Genomic DNA, 20020 nt, shown 5'->3' on the forward strand with positions numbered 1-20020 from the left:
CGCCTGATCTAGAAACAAAATGTAACATCTTCCTGCCTCAGCCAACGGAAAACGACTATGCAAAACTCAGGGAAATACCTTATTTGGGCATTGCTCGCGGTAGTAGGAGCTTTTGCCCTCGGCTATATCGCACTTAATCGGGGTGAACAGATTAACGCCTTATGGATTGTAGTGGCAGCCGTCTGTATCTATCTGATCGCCTATCGCTTTTATGGGCAGTACATCGCCCGCAACGTGCTGGCGGTGGATCCGACCCGCATGACACCCGCCGTACGCCATAACGACGGGCTGGATTACGTTCCCACGGATAAGAAGGTGCTGTTTGGTCACCACTTTGCGGCGATTGCCGGAGCGGGGCCGCTGGTGGGACCGGTGCTGGCGGCGCAGATGGGCTACCTGCCGGGGATGATCTGGATCCTCGCCGGGGTGGTGCTCGCTGGGGCAGTGCAGGATTTTATGGTGCTCTTCGTCTCCACCCGCCGCGACGGCCGTTCGCTGGGGGAGCTGGTGAAAGAGGAGATGGGACCGACGGCGGGCGTGATCGCCCTGGTGGCCTGCTTTATGATCATGGTGATCATCCTGGCCGTGCTGGCGATGATCGTGGTCAAGGCCCTGACCCACAGCCCGTGGGGTACTTACACCGTGGCCTTCACCATTCCGCTGGCGATCTTTATGGGGATCTACATTCGCTATCTGCGTCCCGGACGCATTGGTGAAGTCTCGGTGATTGGCCTCGTGCTGCTGATTTTCGCTATCATCTCCGGCGGCTGGGTGGCGGAAAGCCCAACCTGGGCACCGATGTTCGACTTTACCGGCGTGCAGCTGACCTGGATGCTGGTGGGCTACGGCTTTATCGCGGCGGTGCTGCCGGTGTGGCTGCTGCTGGCCCCGCGTGACTATCTCTCTACCTTCCTGAAGATCGGCACCATTATTGGCCTGGCGATTGGTATCCTGATCATGCGTCCAACGTTGACCATGCCCGCGCTGACCAAATTTGTCGACGGCACCGGCCCGGTGTGGACCGGTAACCTCTTCCCATTCCTGTTTATCACCATCGCCTGCGGGGCGGTGTCGGGCTTCCATGCCCTGATCTCCTCCGGCACCACGCCGAAGATGCTGGCCAATGAGGGCCAGGCCTGCCTGATTGGCTACGGCGGAATGCTGATGGAGTCCTTCGTGGCGATTATGGCCCTGGTCTCCGCCTGCATTATCGATCCGGGCGTCTACTTCGCGATGAACAGCCCGATGGCGGTGCTGGCGCCTGCCGGTACGGCGGACGTGGTCGCCTCGGCGGCGCAGGTGGTGAGCGGTTGGGGCTTCAGCATTACGCCGGACACCCTCAACCAGATTGCTAACGAGGTGGGCGAGCAGACCATTATCTCTCGTGCGGGCGGGGCACCGACCCTGGCGGTAGGGATGGCCTATATTCTCCACGGCGCGCTGGGTGGGCTGATGGACGTCTCGTTCTGGTACCACTTTGCCATCTTGTTTGAGGCGCTGTTTATCCTCACGGCGGTGGATGCGGGCACCCGTGCGGCGCGCTTTATGCTGCAGGATCTGCTGGGGGTGATAAGCCCGGGGCTGAAGCGTACCGACTCGCTGCCCGCTAACCTGCTGGCAACGGCGCTCTGCGTGCTGGCATGGGGCTACTTCCTCCATCAGGGAGTGGTGGATCCGCTCGGTGGCATCAACACTCTCTGGCCGCTGTTTGGTATCGCCAACCAGATGCTGGCCGGGATGGCGCTGATGCTCTGCGCAGTGGTGCTGTTCAAGATGAAACGCCAGCGCTTCGCATGGGTCGCCCTCGTGCCTACCGCATGGCTGCTGATCTGTACCCTGACCGCAGGCTGGCAGAAAGCCTTTAGCCCGGACGTAAAAGTGGGCTTCCTGGCGATCGCTAACCGCTTCCAGGGCATGATCGACAGCGGGAGTATTCCGGCCCAGTACACCGAGTCGCAGCTGCGCCAGCTGGTGTTTAACAACCGTCTCGACGCCGGGCTAACCATCTTCTTTATGGTGGTTGTGGTAGTGCTGGCGGTCTACTCGCTGAAAACCGCGCTGGCGGCGCTAAAAGAGTCTCAGCCGACGGCGAAAGAGACCCCGTACGAGCCGATGCCAGCCAGTGCTGAGCAGGTTGTGGCCCAGGCGAAACGGGCGCACTGAGTTTAATCATGCCCCTCTCCTGTGTGGGGAGGGGCAAGGAGCCTACGATGTTTGATACCCTTGCTAAGGCCGGAAAGTATTTAGGCCAGGCCGCGAAAATGATGGTTGGCGTGCCGGACTACGACAACTACGTCGCCCATATGCAGCTTAACCATCCGGACCAGACCCCGATGACCTATGAGGACTTTTTCCGCGACCGACAGGATGCGCGCTACGGCGGCAAAGGCGGAGCGCGCTGCTGCTAATTCAGTGGTTAAACGTCTCTACCTTCTCGAACGCCGCACGCAGCGTCTCGGGCGTTAACGTCACCGGCAGATAGTGAATCGACTCCACCGGGCGCAGGGTATGGGCGATGACCCGATCCAGCTCGTCACGGTTATGGATATCGACCTCCAGCGCCGCCAGGGTGGTCGGCAGATTGAAGCGCTGGAAGGCATTGACCAGCTGGGCTAACACCTCATCCTGGCCGAGCAGGGCGCTCTGCACTAGAATGCCGTAGGCCACCTTAGTGCCGTGCAGGAACTTATCGGTCTGCGGCAGCACCGTCAGACCGTTGTGCACCGCATGGGCTGCGGCAACGCGGGTGTAGCGCTCGCCGAGTCCGCCCACCATTCCACCTCCGGCAATAATCGCATCTACCACGTCACGGAATGCCTGGGTCAGCTCCCCGCGCTGCTGGTCCGCCAGCGCGGTTTCACTGCTCTCCAGCAGCACGTCGCGGATCGCCAGCGCGCCGTTAATCCCCAGCCGCACGGTCAGCGGCAGGCTGGCCGGATCCGGGGCCAGCACCACCGCCTCATACCACTTCGCCAGCGTATCGCCGATGCCCGCCAGCAGATACGCCACCGGCGCGTCGAGAATAATCTGCGGCTCCACCAGCACCAGGAAGTTGGCGTCATCGAAAATTTCAAAGTGCAGCGCCTGACCCGCGTCGTTATACCAGACCGAGAGCGGCGTCCATGCCGCGCAGGTGGCGGCAATGGTTGGGATCGCCACGACCGGCAACCCTAAGCGGCGCGCCACCGCCTTCGCGGTATCCAGCAGTGCGCCGCCCCCAATACCAATCACCACGCTGCGGTCGCTGCCGGCGTCGTTCACCAGCGCGGTTACGTCATGCTCGCTGCAGTGGCCCCTAAACAGCAGGTGCTTCACCCCTGGGGCGTTAACGCTCTCCGGCAGGTAGGGGCGGGCGGCCGCAATAGCGCGTTCGCCATAGATCAAAACCGCGCGGGAGAGCTGCTCTGGCGTATAGAAATCGTTCAGACGCGCCAGGCTACCGCTGTGGGAGTAGTAGTTGGCCGGGCCGGGTACAACGCGGATATCGGTGTTGCTCATGACTGTGTCCTTGTGCGGAATCGCTAACCCGATGTTATGTCTGGACATCCGGATGGCTAATAATATTTCGCTTTATCTTATGCCTTTTCTGCTGTTGCCAGTCAAGCGCGGCTATGAAAAATTCGCTAAATCAATCTATTAATCCCAGGAAAGCCTCACAGATGAGCGTAAACCATCTCGAGATGCGTGCGATCAGCCTCGCCTTTGCCGGTGTTAATGCCCTGACGCAGGTGAATTTCAGCCTGCGCGGCGGATCGGTACATGCCCTAACCGGAGCCAACGGCGCGGGAAAGTCTACGCTGATGGCGGTGCTGTGCGGCACCTGGGCAGGCTATGAGGGTGAGATCGTCATTGATGACCAGCCGGTCGCCATTCGCTCTCCGCTGGATGCCAAACGCCTCGGCATCCATCTGGTGCAGCAGGAGGTCGACGTGGCGCTGGTTCCCGGTCTTAGCATCGCAGAAAACATCATGCTCGATAAGCTCGCCGAGCCGGGCTACGGCTGGCGCTGGTCTACCGTACGCCAGCATGCGCGGGATGCGCTGGCCCAGCTTGACGTCTCTCTTGACGTCAGACGCGCTATCGACACCTGCACCCTTGCGGAGAAGCAGCAGATCCTGCTGGCCCGCGCGCTCTCCCATCGCTGCCGCTTTTTGATCCTTGATGAGCCTACCGCGCCGCTGGATCAGCACGAGAGCGAGCGGCTGTTTACTGTGGTAAAACGCCTGCAGCAGCAGGGAATTGGCGTGGTCTTTATCTCCCATCGCATTCACGAGCTGAAAGCCATCTGCGACACCCTGACGGTGCTGCGCGACGGCAGGCTGGTGGAGTCCGGCCCGATGGCCGCTCTCAGCGGGGAGGAGATCGTGGAGAAGATGCTCGGCCATCAGCTGAACGATATCTATCCCCCGCGCCGTCCGCCGCACGGAGAAGAGACCCTGCTGCGCGTGGAGGGGCTGCACGACGAGAAGCTACTGAAGGATATCTCCCTGCACCTGCGCAGGGGCGAAATCCTCGGTATCGCCGGCCTGGCGGGCGCGGGCAAAACCGAGCTCTGCAAGGCGCTGTTTGGCGCTGAGAAGAGCCGCGTCGCCCAGGGCGAGCTGAACGGCCAGCCGTGGCGGCCTCGGGATCCGGCGGATTCAGTGATTCGCGGGATGGCGCTGATCCCCGAGGAGCGGCGCAAAGAGGGCATCTTTATTGACGAGCCGATTGCCATGAACCTGGCGGTCAGCGCGGACAACAGCTTCTCTCGCTGGAGCCTGTTCAGCCATCGTAAAGCCTTGCGCTGGGCGCAGACGGTGATTGAGCGCGTGGGCGTACGCACCACCGGCCCGGGGCAGATCCTGCGCCGCCTCTCCGGCGGTAACCAGCAGAAGGTGGCGATAGGCAAATGGCTGCGCGGCAACGCCAGCGTGGTGATTTTCGACGAGCCCACCAAGGGCGTCGACGTGAAAGCCAAAACCGATCTCTTCCGCCTGATTGACGGCCTCGCCCGGGAGGGCAAGGGGATCGTCTACGCCTCCGGCGAGTTTGCCGAGCTGGTGGGGCTCTGCGATCGCATCTGCGTGCTGTGGGATGGCCGCATTGTGGCGGAGATAGCCGGAGCAGAGGCCCGGGAAGAGACACTACTTTACTATTCGACCGGAGGAGCGGCGGCGTGAGCAAAGCCCTGTCAGTAAAAGCGGCGGCGTCGGGCCGTCAGCAATTTTTCGATTTTCTCTATAAGTGGGGCATGCTGCTGACCGTGGTGCTGCTGGTGGCTATCTTCGGCATCGCCTCGGATAACTTCCTCGACCCCTTTAACATCATCAATATTTTGCGTTCGATTGCCATCGTAACGGTGATTGCCGTCGGCGTCTCGATTTCACTGACCATCGGCGGGTTCGATCTCTCCGTGGGGTCGACGGCGTCGCTGGCGAACGCGCTGGTGATCTCGCTCTTTGTCTGGCACGGCTTTGGCACTACCGAAGCGATCCTCGTGACCCTGGCACTCTGTACGCTTGTCGGCCTGTTTAACGCCTTCCTGATCGTTGTGCTGCGCATTCCCGATATGCTCGCCACCCTCGGTAGCCTGTTTGTGATCCAGGGCGTGGCGATGACTTACAGCTACGGCGGATCGATCACTGAAAACATGCTGCTGCCGAGCGGCGAGATGGCGGAGGGGCTGATCCCGCCGGGCTTCAGCCTGCTCGGCCAGGTGCCGATCATTGTCATTGTAATGCTGGTGGTCACGGTGGTAGCCCAGCTTGGCCTGTCGCTGACCACCCACGGACGGCGGATGTACGCCATCGGCGGCAACCCGGAGGCGGCACGCCTCTCCGGGATCCGCACCACCCGCTACAAGGTGGCGGCCTACGTCATCGCCTCGCTGCTGGCGGGACTCGGCGGCATTCTGCTGGCCTCGCGCATCGGCTCTTCGCAGGTCAATGCCGGCGGCGGCTACCTGATGGACGCGGTGGCGGCGGCGTGGATCGGCTTCTCGCTGGCTGGATCCGGCAAGCCTAACGCGCTCGGCACGCTGGTGGGGGCGGTGATCCTCGGGGTGCTGTCAAACGGGCTGGTGATGCTCTCCGTGCCCTACTACGCAATGGACATTATTAAGGGACTGGTGCTGGCCGGTGCTCTGGCGTTGACCTATTTCCAGCGTCGTTAAATTACTTTTATCAGGGGAAACAGAGATGAAAAAATTTGCACTCTCACTGCTGGCGCTGGGCCTGCTGAGTTCTGTTCCGGGCTACGCGGCAACGCCTGCACCGGTTCCGGCCGCGCTGGCTAACCACAGCGGACCGGTACGCATCGCGCTGATCCGTAACCTGGGCTCGGACGATAACACCACCCAGTTCGTCTCCGGCGCGCTGACGGAGGGCAAAAAGCTTGGCTTTAAAGTCAGCACCTTCCTCAGCAACGGTGACGACGCTAAGTTTCAGGACTTTGTTAACCAGGCTATCAGCCAGAAGTATGACGGCATTATTCTCTCCCAGGGCCGCGATCCTTACTCAACCGAGCTGGTGAAAAAAGCGGTAGATGCAGGTATTGCCGTCTCGGTATTTGATACCGCTATTAACGGTACTATCCCCGGCGTGACCGTAACCCAGCAGGATGACGCCTCGCTGACCACTCTCTCCTTCGGCGAGCTGGTGAAAGATTTCAACGGCAAGGCCAACATCATCAAGCTGTGGGTGGCCGGCTTCCCGCCGATGGAGCGCCGCCAGGCGGCCTACCAGGCGCTGCTGAAGCAGAACCCAGGCATTAAAGAGCTGGAGTCCATCGGGGCGGTCTCTTCCGACGTGCAGGGTGATACGGCGAATAAAGTCGGCGCGGTGCTGGCGAAGTACCCGAAAGGGCAGATCGATGCGATCTGGGGCACCTGGGACGCCTTCAGTCAGGGCGCGTACAAGGCGCTGAAAGAGAATGGCCGCACCGAGATCAAACTCTACAGCATTGACGTCTCCAACCAAGATCTGCAGCTGATGCGCGAGTCCAACAGCCCGTGGAAGGTGAGCGTGGCGGTGGATCCGAAGCTGATTGGCGCGACCAACGTGCGTCTGATCGCCAATAAGCTCGCCGGGGAGCAGACGCCAGCCACCTATGACTTTAAAGCCGCTGCCATTCCGCAGGCGCTGCTGGCGGCCCAGCCGGGTGCGGTGAACGTTGCTACGCTGGGGAAAATCATTCCGGGCTGGGGCCAGACCGAAGATTTTATCGCCCCGTGGTTCGCCACTCTGCAAGCGAAAAACAAATGAGTGCGCTGCCTGTGCCTGACTACAGCCGTAATATGCGGCTGATTGGTCACTCGGATCAGGGCGGACGGCCCGACGGCGTGCAGCTGATGGTGCACCGTGGCTTTGCTTACATCGGCCATATGGTCTCCCAGGGCTTCTCGATTGTTGACGTGCGCGACCCGAAAAATCCACGTCCCGCAGGCTACGTGCCCGCGCCGCCGGGGACCTGGAACGTTCACCTGCAGGCCCATGACGATCTGCTGCTGGTCATCAACGCCCGGGATCTCTTTGCCGATGCCCGTTTCGCTGACGAGAAGGTCTACTACACCCGCTCGGTAGGGGAGACGGTGAGCGACGTGCAGGACAAGGGCTGGAGCGCCGGGCTGCGCGTGTTTGATATCTCCACGCCAGACCAGCCAAAAGAGATTGGTTTTCTGGGGCTGGACGGCATCGGCATTCACCGCATCTGGTACGTGGGCGGCCGCTGGGCCTATGTCTCTGCCCTGATCGACGGCTTTAGCGACTACATCTTCCTGACTATCGATCTTGCCAATCCACGTAAGCCCGAAGTGGCGGGACGCTGGTGGCTGCCAGGGATGAACCAGGCGGCAGGCGAGACGCCGACGTGGCCGGAGGGCAAGCGTTACGCTCTGCATCACGCCATTATTGCCGGAGATACCGCCTACGGCAGCTGGCGCGACGGCGGCCTGACGCTGCTGGATGTGAAAGATCGCAGTGCGCCGAAGCTCATCAGCCATCGTAACTGGAGCCCGCCATTTGGCGGCGGAACCCATACCGCGCTGCCGCTACCGGACCGGGATCTGCTGGTGGTGCTGGACGAGGCGGTGCTGGATAACCAGCAGGATGGCGAGAAGCTGATCTGGCTGTTTGATATTCGCGAGCCGGCTAATCCGGTAAGCATCTCTACCTTCCCGCAGCCGGAGGAGATCGACTATGTCGCGAAAGGCGCGCACTTCGGGCCGCACAACCTGCATGAGAATCGGCCGGGGAGTTTTGTCAGCTCGACGCTAATCTTCGCCACTTACCAGAACGCCGGAGTACGGGCCTACGATATCTCTAACCCGTATCGCCCGGTAGAGACCGGGGCACTGGTGCCCGCCGCGCCAGCGAAGATGATGGATACCCGCCCTGGCCGTCCGCAGGTGATCCAGTCCTGCGACGTGTTTGTCGACGCGCAGGGGATCATCTACAGCACCGACTACAACGGCGGATTGTCGGTAATAGAGTATTTGGGCTAACTGTACTGCCGAACCCGGGCAATGAGTTCATCAACGTTATGGATACGGTCGGCAATGACGATCAGCGCCTTGCCTAAATGGATGGCGTGGCGCAGGCATTCGTGGCGCATCTCGTCGTCAGCGATGGTGTCGATATCCGCCACGTGAGAGAGGCCTACGCTGCGGCGGATCAGCTCCGTGCCGCAGAAGCCTATGGCATCGTGCCACACCTTCTGCAGGAACTGAGCGGCATAGCCTGGATGGGCCAGCGCCACGTCGCGGGTCTTCTCTGCGGCCAGGGCAAGGAATGTCTCTGCGAAGGTGTTCCATAGCTCCTGAATATCGTTCAGGCGCTGCTCGCGGGCGGCGGCGGCATCGCGAATACCCAGATGCCCCGGCAGGCCGCAGTAGTTAAGCAGCAGGTTGCCAATAGCCGTACCAAGGTCAAAGCCCATGGGCCCCACGTAGCCAAACTCGGCGTCAATCGCCTTCAGGCTGCCTTCGGCAACAAAAATCGAGCCGCTGTGGATATCGCCGTGCAGGAGCGCTTCGGCATGGGAGAGAAAACGCTGTTTAAGCCCGGCCACCGCCAGCAGCAGGGCGGTATCGTCACGCAGAGCGACCACGTCAGCGTCAATTGCTGCCGGGTAGCTGTTGCGCTCGTGAACGCGGTACGGGTCGTCAAAGAAGAGATCTTCGGTAATGGCGCACATCTCAGGGTTGATAAACTGTGCCACCTGCGCCTTTTTCTGCGCCGGGGTGAGATAAAAATCGCTGGTGTGGAACAGGGTCTGGGCCAGGTACGCCGCCAGCTGGCGGGCGGCCTGCGGATAGTATGCGCCTTTGATCAGCTCCCCGCGCCAGATGCGGTGGTCGGAGAGATCCTCCATCACCATCACCGACAGGTCAGGATCGAAGTGGTGGATCTTCACCGTATGCGCCGGGCAGTGCCGATAGTGCTCTACCAGGGTCTGCGCCTCCAGCCGGGCGCGATCCAGGGTCAGCGGCCAGGATTCGCCCACACAGCGCACGTAGGGCAGGGCCTGCTTGACGACGATCCGGCTTACGCCCTCGGCGTCGAAAATTTTAAACACCAGATTCAGGTTGCCGTCACCGACTTCATGCGCGCTAACCAGTTCGGATGACTGCTCCAGACCAGCACATTGCCGGGCATAGGCCACCGCGTCGGCGGCGTTGAAAGTTCGGTATTGCGACATTGCCGGTATCCTCAATTTTCTGTTTATAAAGCCATTCAGACGTCTATACATCTGTAATTCATCCTGACACAATACGATACATCAACGCAACAGGGATTTAACGCTATGCAGCCACTCCAGACCACCAGCCTGCGCGTCACCGATAATCAGCTTTTTATTCTCGATCAGCAGGCGCTTCCGCAGGAGAAGCGCTGGCTGCCCGCCGACAGGGTGGAGACGCTGGTGGGCCATATTCACGCCCTGCGGGTGCGCGGTGCGCCGTTGATTGGCCTCTCCGCCAGCCTGCTGCTGGCGCTGCTGGCCGAGCGGGGCGAAAGCCAGACCGCTCTGGCCCAGGCGCTGGAGACGCTGCGCGCGGCGCGCCCAACGGCGGTGAACCTGATGAACAACCTTGACCGCATGAAGCTGGCCCTGACGGAGGTGGATTTTGTCCCGGCGCTGGTGGCCGAAGCCGAGCGGCTGGTTGCCGAGGATAAGCAGCTTTGCGCTCGAATTGCCGCGGCGGGCAGTGCGCTGGTGACGCCCGGCAGCCGCCTGCTGACGCACTGCAATACCGGCGGGCTGGCGACCGCGGGCGTGGGTACGGCGCTGGGGGTGATCTCGCAGGCCTTTACCGACGGCAAGGTCGTCAACGTCTGGGTAGGGGAGACGCGCCCGCTGTTGCAGGGAGGCCGTCTGACGGCATGGGAGCTGGCGGAGCTGGGTATTCCCTGCCAGCTAATCACCGACTCGATGGCGGCCAGCCTGATGGCGCAGGGGCAGGTGGATGCGGTGTGGGTTGGCGCGGACCGTATTGCGGCCAACGGCGACGTGGCGAATAAGATCGGCACCTACTCGCTGGCGGTGCTGGCCCGCTATCACGGGATCCCGTTTTACGTGGCTGCCCCGCAGACCACGCTGGATCCGCTCTGTCCGAACGGGGAGGCCATTCCTATTGAGCAGCGCGCGGCCAGCGAAGTCACCGGCGTAGCGGGCAGCTTCGGGACGGTGCAGTGGGCCCCCGAATCGACGCTGGTCTATAACCCGGCGTTTGACGTTACCCCGGCCGCGCTGATTAGCGGCTGGGTGCTGGATACCGGGGTCGTTACGCCGGACGAGGTGGCGGCGGGATTTTTCAGATGATAAATAACGCCTGGCGCGGCCTACGCCAGGCGAGGATAGCCGTCGGCAATAGCGTCGCCGGTGAACTGGGCGATCCACCCCTCGGGGTTGTCGAAGATACGAATGGCGGTAAAGTTCGGCTCGGATCCCATATCAAACCAGTGCGGCGTGCCTGCCGGCACTGAGATCAGATCGTTTTTCTCGCACAGCACCTGATAGACCTCATCACCAATGTGCAGGCAGAACAGGCCCGCGCCCTCGACAAAAAAGCGCACTTCATCTTCGCCATGTGTGTGCTCACTGAGAAACTTTTCCCGCAGCGCCTGCTTGTTAGGGTTATCGGCACGCAGGCTGATCACATCCCAGCTTTGATAGCCTTTCTCGGCAACCAGTCGATCGATGGCGTGCTGATAGGCGTTGATTACCGCCTCTGGCGCAGGATCGGCACCGAGATCGCGGTCGGCCTGCCAGCGCTCAAAGCGCACGTTTTTGGCGTTCAGCTGCTGCTGGATCTCACCCGCGTCGGTGCTGTGCCACGTAGGCTGGCGGGTATCATTGACGGAATAGATGGTTAACGCGCTCATGAGGGGATCTGCTCCGGGTTAATGTCGTTAAAACTGTGCACCTGGTGATGCTGGCTGGCGGCATCATCATCGCCACGAATCAGCTGCACGGTACGTAAACCGGCCTCTGCGGCGGCGTCCAGCTCCTGATGAATATCTGACAGGAAAAGGATCGACACCGGCGGCAGCGCGAGCTGCTCGGCAATGCTGCTATAGGAGCACGCTTCACGCTTGGCACCGATACGGGTATCAAAGTAGCCGCTAAACAGATGAGTAATATCACCTTCGTCGCTGTAGCCAAATAACAGTTTTTGCGCAGCCACCGACCCCGAGGAATATACATAGAGATCAATTCCCTGCGACTTCCATTTTTCCAGCGCCGGCAGCACGTCGGGGTAGAGATGGCCGGTAAAGTCGCCGTTGACGTAGCCGTCGTGCCAGATAATTCCCTGTAATGCCTTCAGCGCCGTCGACTTACGATCTTCATCCATAAAGCGGAACAGCGTCTCAATGAGATCGGCAGTGGAGGCATCCGGTTGGGCGATCTCATCCCGCAGATTATCGAGAATGGATTTCACCGGCTCGGCATACTGCTGGGCAGTGACAAATGCCTCCAGCCGCTCGCGGGCGTAGGGAAACAGCACGTTATGCACGAAGCGGATATCGCTGGTCGTGCCCTCAATATCAGTAACGATGGCGCGGATCATGATCTCTCCAGCAGGCGACGCTGCATTTCACACACAAATAAAAACTCCAGCCCTTCAAGGTGGCGACGGGCTTCCGCCACGCTGCGTCCCCAGCAGGTGAGACCGTGTCCGCGCAGCAGGAAGCCGTAGTTTAGCGGCGTCTGGCGGGCGTATATCTCAATGCGCCGGGCAAGGGCGGGGATATCCTGGTCATTATCAAACAGGGGAATGGAGACCGTGTCGAGGTGGCTGGTCTGTCCGCTAAGGGATTTCTGCATCTCGTAACCCGTAAGCTTGAGCGTCGCCAGTTTCTCAACGCGTGACAGCACCGTGGCGTTGACGGTATGCACATGCAGCACGGCGTTCGCCTCCGGGTAGAGGCGATAGATCAGCGTATGCAGGCCGGTCTCGGCGGAGGGCTTCCGTCCTGACGGGGCGCGATCGGTGGCGATCTCAACCTGCAAAAAGTCGTCCACCGTCAGGCTGCCCTTGTCTTTACCGGACTCGCTGAGCCAGCACCAGTCGGCATTTTCCCGTACCGACATGTTGCCGCCGGTGGCCGGTGCCCAGCCTTTAGCGCCCAGCCAATGGCAGGCTTCAACCAGCGCCGGAAGTTGCAGAGGGTATGTCATAACGTTCCTGAATAGCGTGAGCAGAGTAATACCATTATAGTTTAGACGTCTAAGCGTCTTGATTGCCAAAGACTAGCATCTTGTTTAACAAAACAGAAGGGTAAAAACAGAGGTAAACCTTGTTCAATGCATGATACCTGTGAAAAACGTTTTACAGCCAGTAAAAAAGGTAGGAATAAAAAAGACTTTATTAGATAATTCTTCTACAGATCTCATTAGCTCTCTTTTTAAAGAATTATATAAGGATGATGAATGTTTTTGGTACCTCTTGTCGTTCTTATAGTCTTAACTTACGCATCACGAAAAATGCTATTAGTTAAAACTATATTAACATGCCTAATGATATTGGTATTTGGTTTTTGGTTTGTTTCAGACATGTTTACAGGTCATGGTGTAACCGATGCTGTTTATTATCAAATACTTAACTCAGCTAAAGGCTCATCAATTCACGACATTATTTGGAAGGTTGTGGCTGCTGGCCTGTTTTTTGCGGTTTTCCTCTCATTACTGGTAACGTCTTATTTTTTAAGGAAGAAACCTTATAAATCAAGAAAGTTTATCACGCCAATCTATTTTGTTTTATTTGCGCTCACCCTCTTTTACTCTGTACCTGCTACAAATGTCTATAGCTCGCTATCGAATCTAAAGTATAGCAATAGCGTATATGCCTCAAAATTTTATGTCAAACCGGCCAAAAGCAAAGATAACTACAATTACGTGGTTATTTATGCTGAGAGTCTCGAGAGAACGTTCAGGAACTTAGATGGCGTCAACTATATCCCTCGTTTAAGTAAAATTGCCGATTCCTATGATGATTTTACAAACCTGATACAAACTGAGGGTGCCGGATGGACGATGGCTGGGCTGGTCAATACTCAGTGCGGCATTCCTCTTTCTCTGCCTCAGGGTAATTCAGCCAATAATTTATCCGCTTTTTTAGAAGGCGCAAAATGCATAGGCCAGAAGTTCCAGGAGGAGGGATATCAAAGCCTTTTTATCAGAGGCAGCGATAAAGCCTTTGCCGGAGGCGATAAGTTTTTATCCCAGCATGGATGGGGTACTCTTCAGGACAAGGAGTACTTTTTAAAAAACAACATTGTCGATCCGGAAAAAGTGCAAGGGTGGGGAGTTGAGGATGATGCACTACTGTCTCATGCCTGGGATGAATTCAACAGGCTCTCACAACACGAAGGTAAGTTTGTGCTTTCGCTGCTTACAGTTAATACTCATGCCCCGTCAGGTATGGTATTAAAGTCTTGTGAACCTGAAATCCCGAGTAACATAAAAAATAATATGCTTCGTGCAGTTTCGTGTTCAGATTATCTCCTCTCTAATTTCATTGAGAAGATTATAAATTCTGACCATTTTGATAATACTATCATCGTTCTGACCTCTGATCATCTGATGATGGCTAATGATGCGAGCAGTATGCTTAATAAGCATCAAAATGAGCGACGCAATAATTTCATTGTGATAAAAAAAGATCGCCCGGCAATGAAAAATAGTAAGTTGGGAACGTTGATGGACGTATGGCCGACCATATTTGATATTGCAAACCAGCAGGATGTAGGCGTTGGTTTTGGCGTTAGCCTGCTCAAAAAGGAGAGTAGCGGTCTGGTTGACTGGTTCCTCAAAAATAAAAATATTGCACCCTTTATCGGTTTCTCCTCTACGCTTTGGAATAATCCAAGCCTCAGTGACAGGATGGTGTCAGATGGTAATACGATTAAGATAGGAGACAAGCAGTATAATTTGCCTCTCTATGCTTCTGTTGGTAAAGATAATAAATTCATGGATGTATATTTTGACTCTTTTGCAATAGATGCTGAGAATTTAATCAATAAAAATGAAAAGATAGTCTATGCAACACAGTGTTACGTTGTGAATGGTAAATCAGATGGAACCTGTTTATATATCATGACTAAAGATAGGATTGTTAAGAGGACAATCAATGAGAAAGGCATCACATCTGAAAAAGCGAGCCGTTTTACTTCGCCGTTATATATCGATGAGCTTTCTGGGTTCTCATCGGGGGGGCCGTTAAAAACGACGGGCACTACGTTAAATCCCCATGGAAGAGTGATGCCGCGGGGGATTACTTTTTACGGCTTTAATCCTGGGGACGTGACGCATTACGAATCTATCAACTTTGACACCTGCGCAGGCAAATCAATTGATATCGATGGGCTTTATGCATTTATGAAAAAGCATCAGCACATTATTTTTGCGTCTAACGATTCCCCGGTTTGCGATGGCATAAACGTGCTGGATTCAGTTAAAAATTTATTTAACTCAAATCAATTAATGACTCTGGCCTTTAGACAGCAAATTGGTGGTGTCATAAATGGTAATAGTGCGAATGCTGAAACTCTTGTTGGCTACCCGCTTAGGCAGTTAGATTTCTTTGTGAATTTGAAAAACAACCAGCTTTTTTCGTTGTGCAGTGTCCTCAATGACTGTTAAATAACCGGCAGCGGGCAATAAGAAATGAGCCAGACTTATTGCCCAACGCCGTAAAAGAGAGTCATCCATGTGCAACTGTCATATCCATATGCTTCATCGATTTAAAGCGTCTTTTAAGATCGTGATATAGTGGCAGCAACATCAGTATTACACGCAGGCACCTATCCATGAGCAATAACACACTGATCCCGCAGAGTAAACTGCCCAATCTGGGCACGACGATTTTTACCCAGATGAGCGCACTGGCGCAGGCGCACCAGGCGATTAACCTCTCGCAAGGGTTTCCTGACTATGATGGTCCACGCTATCTGCAGGAGCGACTGGCGTTTCACGTGGCTCAGGGAGCAAACCAGTATGCACCCATGACCGGGGTGCAGGCGCTGCGGGAAGCCATTGCCGAGAAAACCGCCGCCCTGTATGGCTACCAGCCGGATGCTAACAGCGACATCACCGTTACTGCCGGTGCCACCGAGGCGCTTTACGCCGCAATTACTGCTCTGGTACGCAGCGGCGATGAGGTGGTCTGCTTCGATCCAAGCTACGACAGCTACGCTCCGGCGGTTGAGCTGGCGGGTGGCGTCGTGAAACGCATTGCGCTGCAGCCGCCGCACTTTAACGTGGACTGGCAGGCCTTTACCGGGCTGCTGAGTGATAAGACCCGGCTGGTTATTCTCAATACGCCGCATAACCCGTCGGCCACGGTGTGGCAGCGAGCGGATTTTGCCGCGCTGTGGCAGGCAATTGCGGAACGTGAAATCTACGTGCTGAGCGATGAGGTCTACGAGCACATCTGCTTTGCTCCCGAGGGGCATGCCAGCGTACTTGCTCACCCCGCGCTGCGTCAGCGGGCGGTGGCCGTCTCATCCTTTGGTAAAACCTATCATATGACGGGCTGGAAGGTAGGCTACTGCGTTGCGCCAGCGGCTATCAGCGCCGAGCTGCGCAAGGTGCACCAGTATCTGACCTTTGCGGTCAACACCCCGGCCCAGCTGGCGCTGGCGGATATGCTGCGGGCGGAGCCTGAGCACTACCGTGAACTACCTGCTTTTTATCAGGCCAAACGCGATCTGCTGATTGATGCCCTGAGTCAGAGCCGGCTGAAGATCCTGCCCTGTGAAGGGACCTATTTCCTGTTGGCGGACTATAGCGCCATCTCCGATCTGGATGACGTCAGCTTCTGCCAGTGGCTAACCAAAGAGGTCGGCGTAGCGGCTATTCCGCTGTCGGTCTTCTGCGCCGATGCCTTCCCGCACAAGCTTATTCGCCTCTGCTTTGCCAAGCAGGAAGCGACGCTGCGCGCTGCCGCAGAGCGTCTCTGCACGCTCTGACAGTCGAGCCAATATTAGCGATCCGCCAGCTTTATCATCTCAATTAAGCTGGCGAAGGCGCTGCCGTTTAGCGAGGCCCGGTTGTAAAGCATAAATATATCAAAGGTGGGCAGGGCGATATCGATGTCCACTATTTTTAAATTCATTATCTTTTTATAGTGATTAAAGGTAGACAGCGGCATCAGCCCAATAAGCTCAGACTGGCTAATCATATTAATGATAGAAATATATGAGTCGCTGCTGAACACAATATTGCGCTGTGGCAAGACGGTTTCAATCTCTTCCTGTAATGCCAGCGCCCCCTTTTCCGGCGTGCTGTAGAAGGTAAACCCCTCAGCCAACACATCACTAAGGGTTATTTTACCGTTAAGACGTGGATGGTGTTCGCTGCAAACCAGCGCTATCGGCTCGCATGACAGCTTTTCGCAGACCACCGCAGGGTTAACGATAGGAAAAAGCGATAGAATGAGATCGGCTTTGCGGTAGGTCAGCAGCTCTTCAGCCGACTGCGGAGTAATAAAAATATCATGGTGTTCAATCGCGTAGCTGGCCTGCTGGCGTAGCGCCTTGACCAGCGCCGTGCTTCCTTTGCTCATCAGCAACTGCGGCGTATAGAGAACAAACTTTTTACTCAGCTCGTTTCTGTTCATCATATTAATTGTCTGTTCGAGCTGGCTAAGATTCACCTCCAGATGCATATGCAGGTTAATCGCCACCGTCGTGGGCGAAACGCCTTTTCCGCTGCGAATGAACAGCGGATCGTCAAGATGCGCACGCAGCCGCTGGAGAGACTGGCTTACCGCAGAGGGAGTAATAAATAGCGCTTTAGCCGCTTTACTGATGCTTTGATGCTGGTAAATACATTCAAAAATAAGCAGCAGATTAAGATCGAATTTTTTTAAATCGTATAGATTAGTCATTTTTTTATCTCAATATATTGCTGCATATTACTGCGAATCACCGGGCTTTTAGGCTCGCTGAAATATATCATAAACTGCCCGGCATTAAACGATGCGACACACAGAATGCTTAAAACGGTCGAACCTATCACAGCCATAGGCCACACCTTACAGCGGTGCATTGCCCTTTGATCGGGGGAGTGATGTAATCCCCGACGCCATTACGGCTTTAAGGTTGTTAGATATCGCTGATTGATTTGATAAAGCAAACGCATTAGCCGTTGCCATCAAAATTCGGTACCTTACATCTCATCGAAACCACGGAGGAAGTATAGATGTCCTTAATCAATACCAAGATCAAACCTTTCAAAAACCAGGCGTTCAAAAACGGTGAATTCATCGAAGTGACCGAGAAAGATACCGAAGGCCGCTGGAGCGTCTTCTTCTTCTATCCGGCTGACTTCACCTTCGTTTGCCCGACCGAACTGGGCGACGTAGCCGATCACTACGATGAGTTGCAGAAACTGGGCGTGGACGTGTACTCCGTCTCCACCGACACCCACTTCACCCACAAAGCGTGGCACAGCAGCTCTGAGACCATCGCTAAAATCAAATATGCGATGATCGGCGACCCGACTGGCGCGCTGACCCGTAACTTCGAAAACATGCGTGAAGACGAAGGTCTGGCTGACCGCGGTACCTTCATCGTTGACCCGCAGGGCATCATCCAGGCGATCGAAGTGACTGCAGAAGGCATTGGCCGTGACGCATCTGACCTGCTGCGTAAAATCAAAGCGGCTCAGTACGTTGCTTCTCACCCAGGTGAAGTGTGCCCGGCTAAATGGAAAGAGGGTGAAGCGACCCTGGCTCCGTCTCTGGACCTGGTTGGTAAGATCTAAGTCTCAAAATTTGAAAAGCCCGGCGGCGCTGCGCTTGTACGGGCCTATCTATCACGGGTGCGCTATGCACCCGTTTTTCCCTAACAACATGATTCAAGTTGCATCCAGGCAGCCCCATTGAGGCAGCTTGCATGATGATGTTTTTAACTCAGAGGTGACCCTAATGCTTGATACTACAATGAAAACCCAGCTTAAGGCTTATCTTGAGCGTCTGACCAAACCCGTTGAGCTGATTGCTACGCTGGACAACAGCGCTAAATCGGCAGAGATCAAAGAGCTGCTGGCTGAAATTGCCGAGCTGTCTGACAAAGTCTCCTTTAAAGAAGACAATCAGCTGCCGGTGCGTAAACCTTCGTTCCTGATCGCTAACCCAGGCTCTCACCAGGGCCCGCGTTTTGCTGGCTCTCCGCTGGGACACGAATTTACCTCCCTGGTGCTGGCACTGTTGTGGACCGGCGGCCACCCTTCTAAAGAAGCGAAAGAGATGCTTGAGCAGATCGCCGCGCTGGAAGGGGATTTTGAGTTTGAAACCTACTACTCGCTCTCTTGCCACAACTGCCCGGACGTGGTCCAGGCGCTGAACCTGATGTCCGTGCTTAACCCACGCATCAAGCATACGGCGATTGACGGTGGCGTGTTCCAGAACGAAGTCACCGATCGCAACGTCATGGGCGTGCCGGCGGTGTTCCTGAACGGCGTTGAGTTTGGTTCAGGCCGTATGACCCTGACCGAAATCGTCTCTAAAGTGGATACCGGCGCTGAAAAACGTGCGGCGGAAGAGCTGAACAAGCGTGACGCTTACGACGTGCTGATCGTCGGTTCCGGCCCTGCCGGCGCGGCAGCGGCAGTCTACTCGGCGCGTAAAGGTATCCGTACCGGCCTGATGGGCGAGCGTTTTGGCGGTCAGGTGCTCGACACCGTGGACATCGAAAACTACATCTCCGTGCCGAAAACCGAAGGTCAGAAGCTGGCCGGTGCGCTGAAAGCCCACGTTGATGATTACGATGTGGACGTTATCGACACCCAGAGCGCAACCAAACTGATCCCGGCGGCAGAAGAGGGCGGCCTGCATCAGATTGAAACCGCCTCTGGCGCGGTGCTGAAAGCACGCAGCGTGATCGTTGCCACCGGTGCCAAATGGCGCAACATGGGCGTGCCGGGTGAAGAGCAGTACCGTACCCGCGGCGTAACCTACTGCCCGCACTGCGACGGCCCGCTGTTTAAAGGTAAACGCGTAGCGGTCATCGGCGGCGGTAACTCCGGCGTTGAGGCGGCTATCGACCTGGCCGGTATTGTTGAACACGTGACGCTGCTTGAGTTTGCGCCAGAGATGAAGGCCGACAAGGTTCTGCAGGATAAAGTGCGCAGCCTGAAAAACGTCGACATCATTCTGAACGCTCAGACCACCGAGGTGAAAGGCGACGGCACCAAACTGACCGGCCTTGAGTACCGTGCCCGCGTGAGCGGCGATGTGCACCACATTGAGCTGGAAGGTATCTTCGTACAGATCGGCCTGCTGCCGAACACTAACTGGCTGGAAGGCGCGGTTGAGCGTAACCGTATGGGTGAGATCATCATTGATGCCAAGTGTGAAACCAGCGTGAAAGGCGTATTTGCGGCGGGCGACTGCACCACCGTACCGTACAAACAGATCATCATCGCCACTGGCGAAGGTGCGAAAGCCTCTCTGAGCGCGTTCGACCACCTGATCCGTACTACCGTATAATAAGCAAGTAAGACACCTGCACTGTAAGCAGCGAGGCTACCTTCG

17 protein-coding genes are annotated in these 20020 nt (G+C 56.6%); 11 read left to right on the top strand and 6 right to left on the bottom strand.

The window, feature by feature from the left end; all coding sequences use genetic code 11:
• Window positions 1-57 precede the first annotated feature (57 nt).
• Together cstA and WFN61_RS01215 are read left to right on the top strand one after the other, a co-directional pair.
• Complete coding sequence (gene cstA, locus WFN61_RS01210; protein WP_144813764.1) at window positions 58-2163, top strand: pyruvate/proton symporter CstA; 2106 nt, start codon at window positions 58-60, stop codon at window positions 2161-2163.
• A 47-nt stretch (window positions 2164-2210) separates the two neighbouring features.
• Window positions 2211-2408 (top strand): YbdD/YjiX family protein, encoded by a 198-nt coding sequence (locus WFN61_RS01215; protein ID WP_144813762.1) that lies wholly within the window; start codon window positions 2211-2213, stop codon window positions 2406-2408.
• Between the two features lies 1 nt (window position 2409).
• Here the strand turns inward: WFN61_RS01215 and WFN61_RS01220 are convergent, their stop codons facing one another.
• Window positions 2410-3498 carry an oxidoreductase gene (locus WFN61_RS01220; RefSeq protein WP_337037279.1) on the bottom strand — a complete coding sequence of 363 codons (1089 nt, stop codon included), beginning with the start codon at window positions 3496-3498 and terminating at the stop codon, window positions 2410-2412.
• 161 nt (window positions 3499-3659) lie between these two features.
• Between WFN61_RS01220 and WFN61_RS01225 the strand changes: the two genes are divergently transcribed.
• From WFN61_RS01225 to WFN61_RS01240, 4 genes are read left to right on the top strand one after another with little or no spacing between them, the layout of a single operon-like run.
• Window positions 3660-5162, top strand: a complete 1503-nt coding sequence (locus tag WFN61_RS01225) for a sugar ABC transporter ATP-binding protein (protein ID WP_337037280.1) — start codon at window positions 3660-3662, stop codon at window positions 5160-5162.
• Window positions 5159-6154: an ABC transporter permease gene (locus tag WFN61_RS01230; protein WP_257756848.1), complete on the top strand. Its 996-nt coding sequence runs from the start codon at window positions 5159-5161 to the stop codon at window positions 6152-6154. The genes WFN61_RS01225 and WFN61_RS01230 overlap by 4 nt, the downstream gene beginning before the upstream one ends.
• A gap of 25 nt (window positions 6155-6179) precedes the next feature.
• A complete protein-coding gene (locus WFN61_RS01235; protein ID WP_144813750.1) occupies window positions 6180-7244 on the top strand; it encodes a sugar ABC transporter substrate-binding protein in 1065 nt (354 codons plus the stop codon).
• The gene (locus WFN61_RS01240; protein WP_144813747.1) at window positions 7241-8482 is read left to right on the top strand and encodes an LVIVD repeat-containing protein; all 1242 of its coding nucleotides are present in this window, start codon (window positions 7241-7243) and stop codon (window positions 8480-8482) included. Before WFN61_RS01235 ends, WFN61_RS01240 begins: the two co-directional genes overlap by 4 nt.
• Here WFN61_RS01240 and mtnK read toward each other — a convergent pair.
• Entirely contained in the window at window positions 8479-9678 is a 1200-nt protein-coding gene (gene mtnK / locus WFN61_RS01245) for an S-methyl-5-thioribose kinase (protein ID WP_312235240.1), read from the bottom strand. The two genes, WFN61_RS01240 and mtnK, sit on opposite strands and share 4 nt — an antisense overlap.
• A 105-nt stretch (window positions 9679-9783) precedes the next feature.
• On the opposite strand from mtnK, the gene mtnA reads away from it, so the two are divergent.
• Complete coding sequence (gene mtnA / locus WFN61_RS01250; protein ID WP_337037286.1) at window positions 9784-10800, top strand: S-methyl-5-thioribose-1-phosphate isomerase; 1017 nt, start codon at window positions 9784-9786, stop codon at window positions 10798-10800.
• Window positions 10801-10820: 20 nt separating this feature from the next.
• Here the strand turns inward: mtnA and WFN61_RS01255 are convergent, their stop codons facing one another.
• Genes WFN61_RS01255 through WFN61_RS01265 form a run of 3 tightly spaced genes read right to left on the bottom strand, consistent with a single transcriptional unit; the run spans window position 10821 to window position 12660 of the window.
• Entirely contained in the window at window positions 10821-11363 is a 543-nt protein-coding gene (locus WFN61_RS01255) for a 1,2-dihydroxy-3-keto-5-methylthiopentene dioxygenase (RefSeq protein WP_144813738.1), read from the bottom strand.
• Window positions 11360-12049 (bottom strand): acireductone synthase, encoded by a 690-nt coding sequence (gene mtnC / locus WFN61_RS01260; protein ID WP_144813735.1) that lies wholly within the window; start codon window positions 12047-12049, stop codon window positions 11360-11362. Before mtnC ends, WFN61_RS01255 begins: the two co-directional genes overlap by 4 nt.
• Entirely contained in the window at window positions 12046-12660 is a 615-nt protein-coding gene (locus WFN61_RS01265) for a methylthioribulose 1-phosphate dehydratase (RefSeq protein WP_337037288.1), read from the bottom strand. The genes mtnC and WFN61_RS01265 overlap by 4 nt, the downstream gene beginning before the upstream one ends.
• Window positions 12661-12912: 252 nt before the next feature.
• Between WFN61_RS01265 and WFN61_RS01270 the strand changes: the two genes are divergently transcribed.
• Window positions 12913-15123, top strand: coding sequence for a sulfatase-like hydrolase/transferase (locus tag WFN61_RS01270; RefSeq protein WP_337037292.1), 2211 nt, complete (start codon window positions 12913-12915; stop codon window positions 15121-15123).
• A 167-nt stretch (window positions 15124-15290) separates the two neighbouring features.
• The gene (locus WFN61_RS01275) at window positions 15291-16451 is read left to right on the top strand and encodes a pyridoxal phosphate-dependent aminotransferase (protein WP_312633876.1); all 1161 of its coding nucleotides are present in this window, start codon (window positions 15291-15293) and stop codon (window positions 16449-16451) included.
• A 14-nt stretch (window positions 16452-16465) separates the two neighbouring features.
• On the opposite strand, the gene citR is transcribed toward WFN61_RS01275, so the two are convergent.
• Window positions 16466-17371: a DNA-binding transcriptional repressor CitR gene (gene citR, locus WFN61_RS01280; protein ID WP_312927427.1), complete on the bottom strand. Its 906-nt coding sequence runs from the start codon at window positions 17369-17371 to the stop codon at window positions 16466-16468.
• A gap of 314 nt (window positions 17372-17685) precedes the next feature.
• On the opposite strand from citR, the gene ahpC reads away from it, so the two are divergent.
• Both ahpC and ahpF read left to right on the top strand, forming a co-directional pair.
• Window positions 17686-18249 (top strand): alkyl hydroperoxide reductase subunit C, encoded by a 564-nt coding sequence (gene ahpC / locus WFN61_RS01285; RefSeq protein WP_144813720.1) that lies wholly within the window; start codon window positions 17686-17688, stop codon window positions 18247-18249.
• Between the two features lie 163 nt (window positions 18250-18412).
• Window positions 18413-19975 (top strand): alkyl hydroperoxide reductase subunit F, encoded by a 1563-nt coding sequence (ahpF, locus tag WFN61_RS01290; protein ID WP_337037303.1) that lies wholly within the window; start codon window positions 18413-18415, stop codon window positions 19973-19975.
• Window positions 19976-20020 lie beyond the last annotated feature (45 nt).

This window comes from Pseudescherichia sp. AS216 (assembly GCF_037152055.1).
Classification (GTDB): domain Bacteria; phylum Pseudomonadota; class Gammaproteobacteria; order Enterobacterales; family Enterobacteriaceae; genus Pseudescherichia.

What these genes read in the sequence shown, in the direction of transcription:
- ahpF (WP_337037303.1), top strand. Translation starts at nt 18,413, where the DNA reads ATGCTTGATACTACAATGAAAACCCAGCTTAAGGCTTATCTTGAGCGT.
- WFN61_RS01255 (WP_144813738.1), bottom strand. Translation starts at nt 11,363, where the DNA reads ATGAGCGCGTTAACCATCTATTCCGTCAATGATACCCGCCAGCCTACG.
- WFN61_RS01225 (WP_337037280.1), top strand. Translation starts at nt 3,660, where the DNA reads ATGAGCGTAAACCATCTCGAGATGCGTGCGATCAGCCTCGCCTTTGCC.
- ahpC (WP_144813720.1), top strand. Translation starts at nt 17,686, where the DNA reads ATGTCCTTAATCAATACCAAGATCAAACCTTTCAAAAACCAGGCGTTC.
- WFN61_RS01270 (WP_337037292.1), top strand. Translation starts at nt 12,913, where the DNA reads ATGTTTTTGGTACCTCTTGTCGTTCTTATAGTCTTAACTTACGCATCA.
- mtnK (WP_312235240.1), bottom strand. Translation starts at nt 9,678, where the DNA reads ATGTCGCAATACCGAACTTTCAACGCCGCCGACGCGGTGGCCTATGCC.
- WFN61_RS01215 (WP_144813762.1), top strand. Translation starts at nt 2,211, where the DNA reads ATGTTTGATACCCTTGCTAAGGCCGGAAAGTATTTAGGCCAGGCCGCG.
- WFN61_RS01235 (WP_144813750.1), top strand. Translation starts at nt 6,180, where the DNA reads ATGAAAAAATTTGCACTCTCACTGCTGGCGCTGGGCCTGCTGAGTTCT.
- WFN61_RS01240 (WP_144813747.1), top strand. Translation starts at nt 7,241, where the DNA reads ATGAGTGCGCTGCCTGTGCCTGACTACAGCCGTAATATGCGGCTGATT.
- citR (WP_312927427.1), bottom strand. Translation starts at nt 17,371, where the DNA reads ATGACTAATCTATACGATTTAAAAAAATTCGATCTTAATCTGCTGCTT.
- WFN61_RS01265 (WP_337037288.1), bottom strand. Translation starts at nt 12,660, where the DNA reads ATGACATACCCTCTGCAACTTCCGGCGCTGGTTGAAGCCTGCCATTGG.
- WFN61_RS01275 (WP_312633876.1), top strand. Translation starts at nt 15,291, where the DNA reads ATGAGCAATAACACACTGATCCCGCAGAGTAAACTGCCCAATCTGGGC.
- cstA (WP_144813764.1), top strand. Translation starts at nt 58, where the DNA reads ATGCAAAACTCAGGGAAATACCTTATTTGGGCATTGCTCGCGGTAGTA.
- WFN61_RS01220 (WP_337037279.1), bottom strand. Translation starts at nt 3,498, where the DNA reads ATGAGCAACACCGATATCCGCGTTGTACCCGGCCCGGCCAACTACTAC.
- mtnA (WP_337037286.1), top strand. Translation starts at nt 9,784, where the DNA reads ATGCAGCCACTCCAGACCACCAGCCTGCGCGTCACCGATAATCAGCTT.
- mtnC (WP_144813735.1), bottom strand. Translation starts at nt 12,049, where the DNA reads ATGATCCGCGCCATCGTTACTGATATTGAGGGCACGACCAGCGATATC.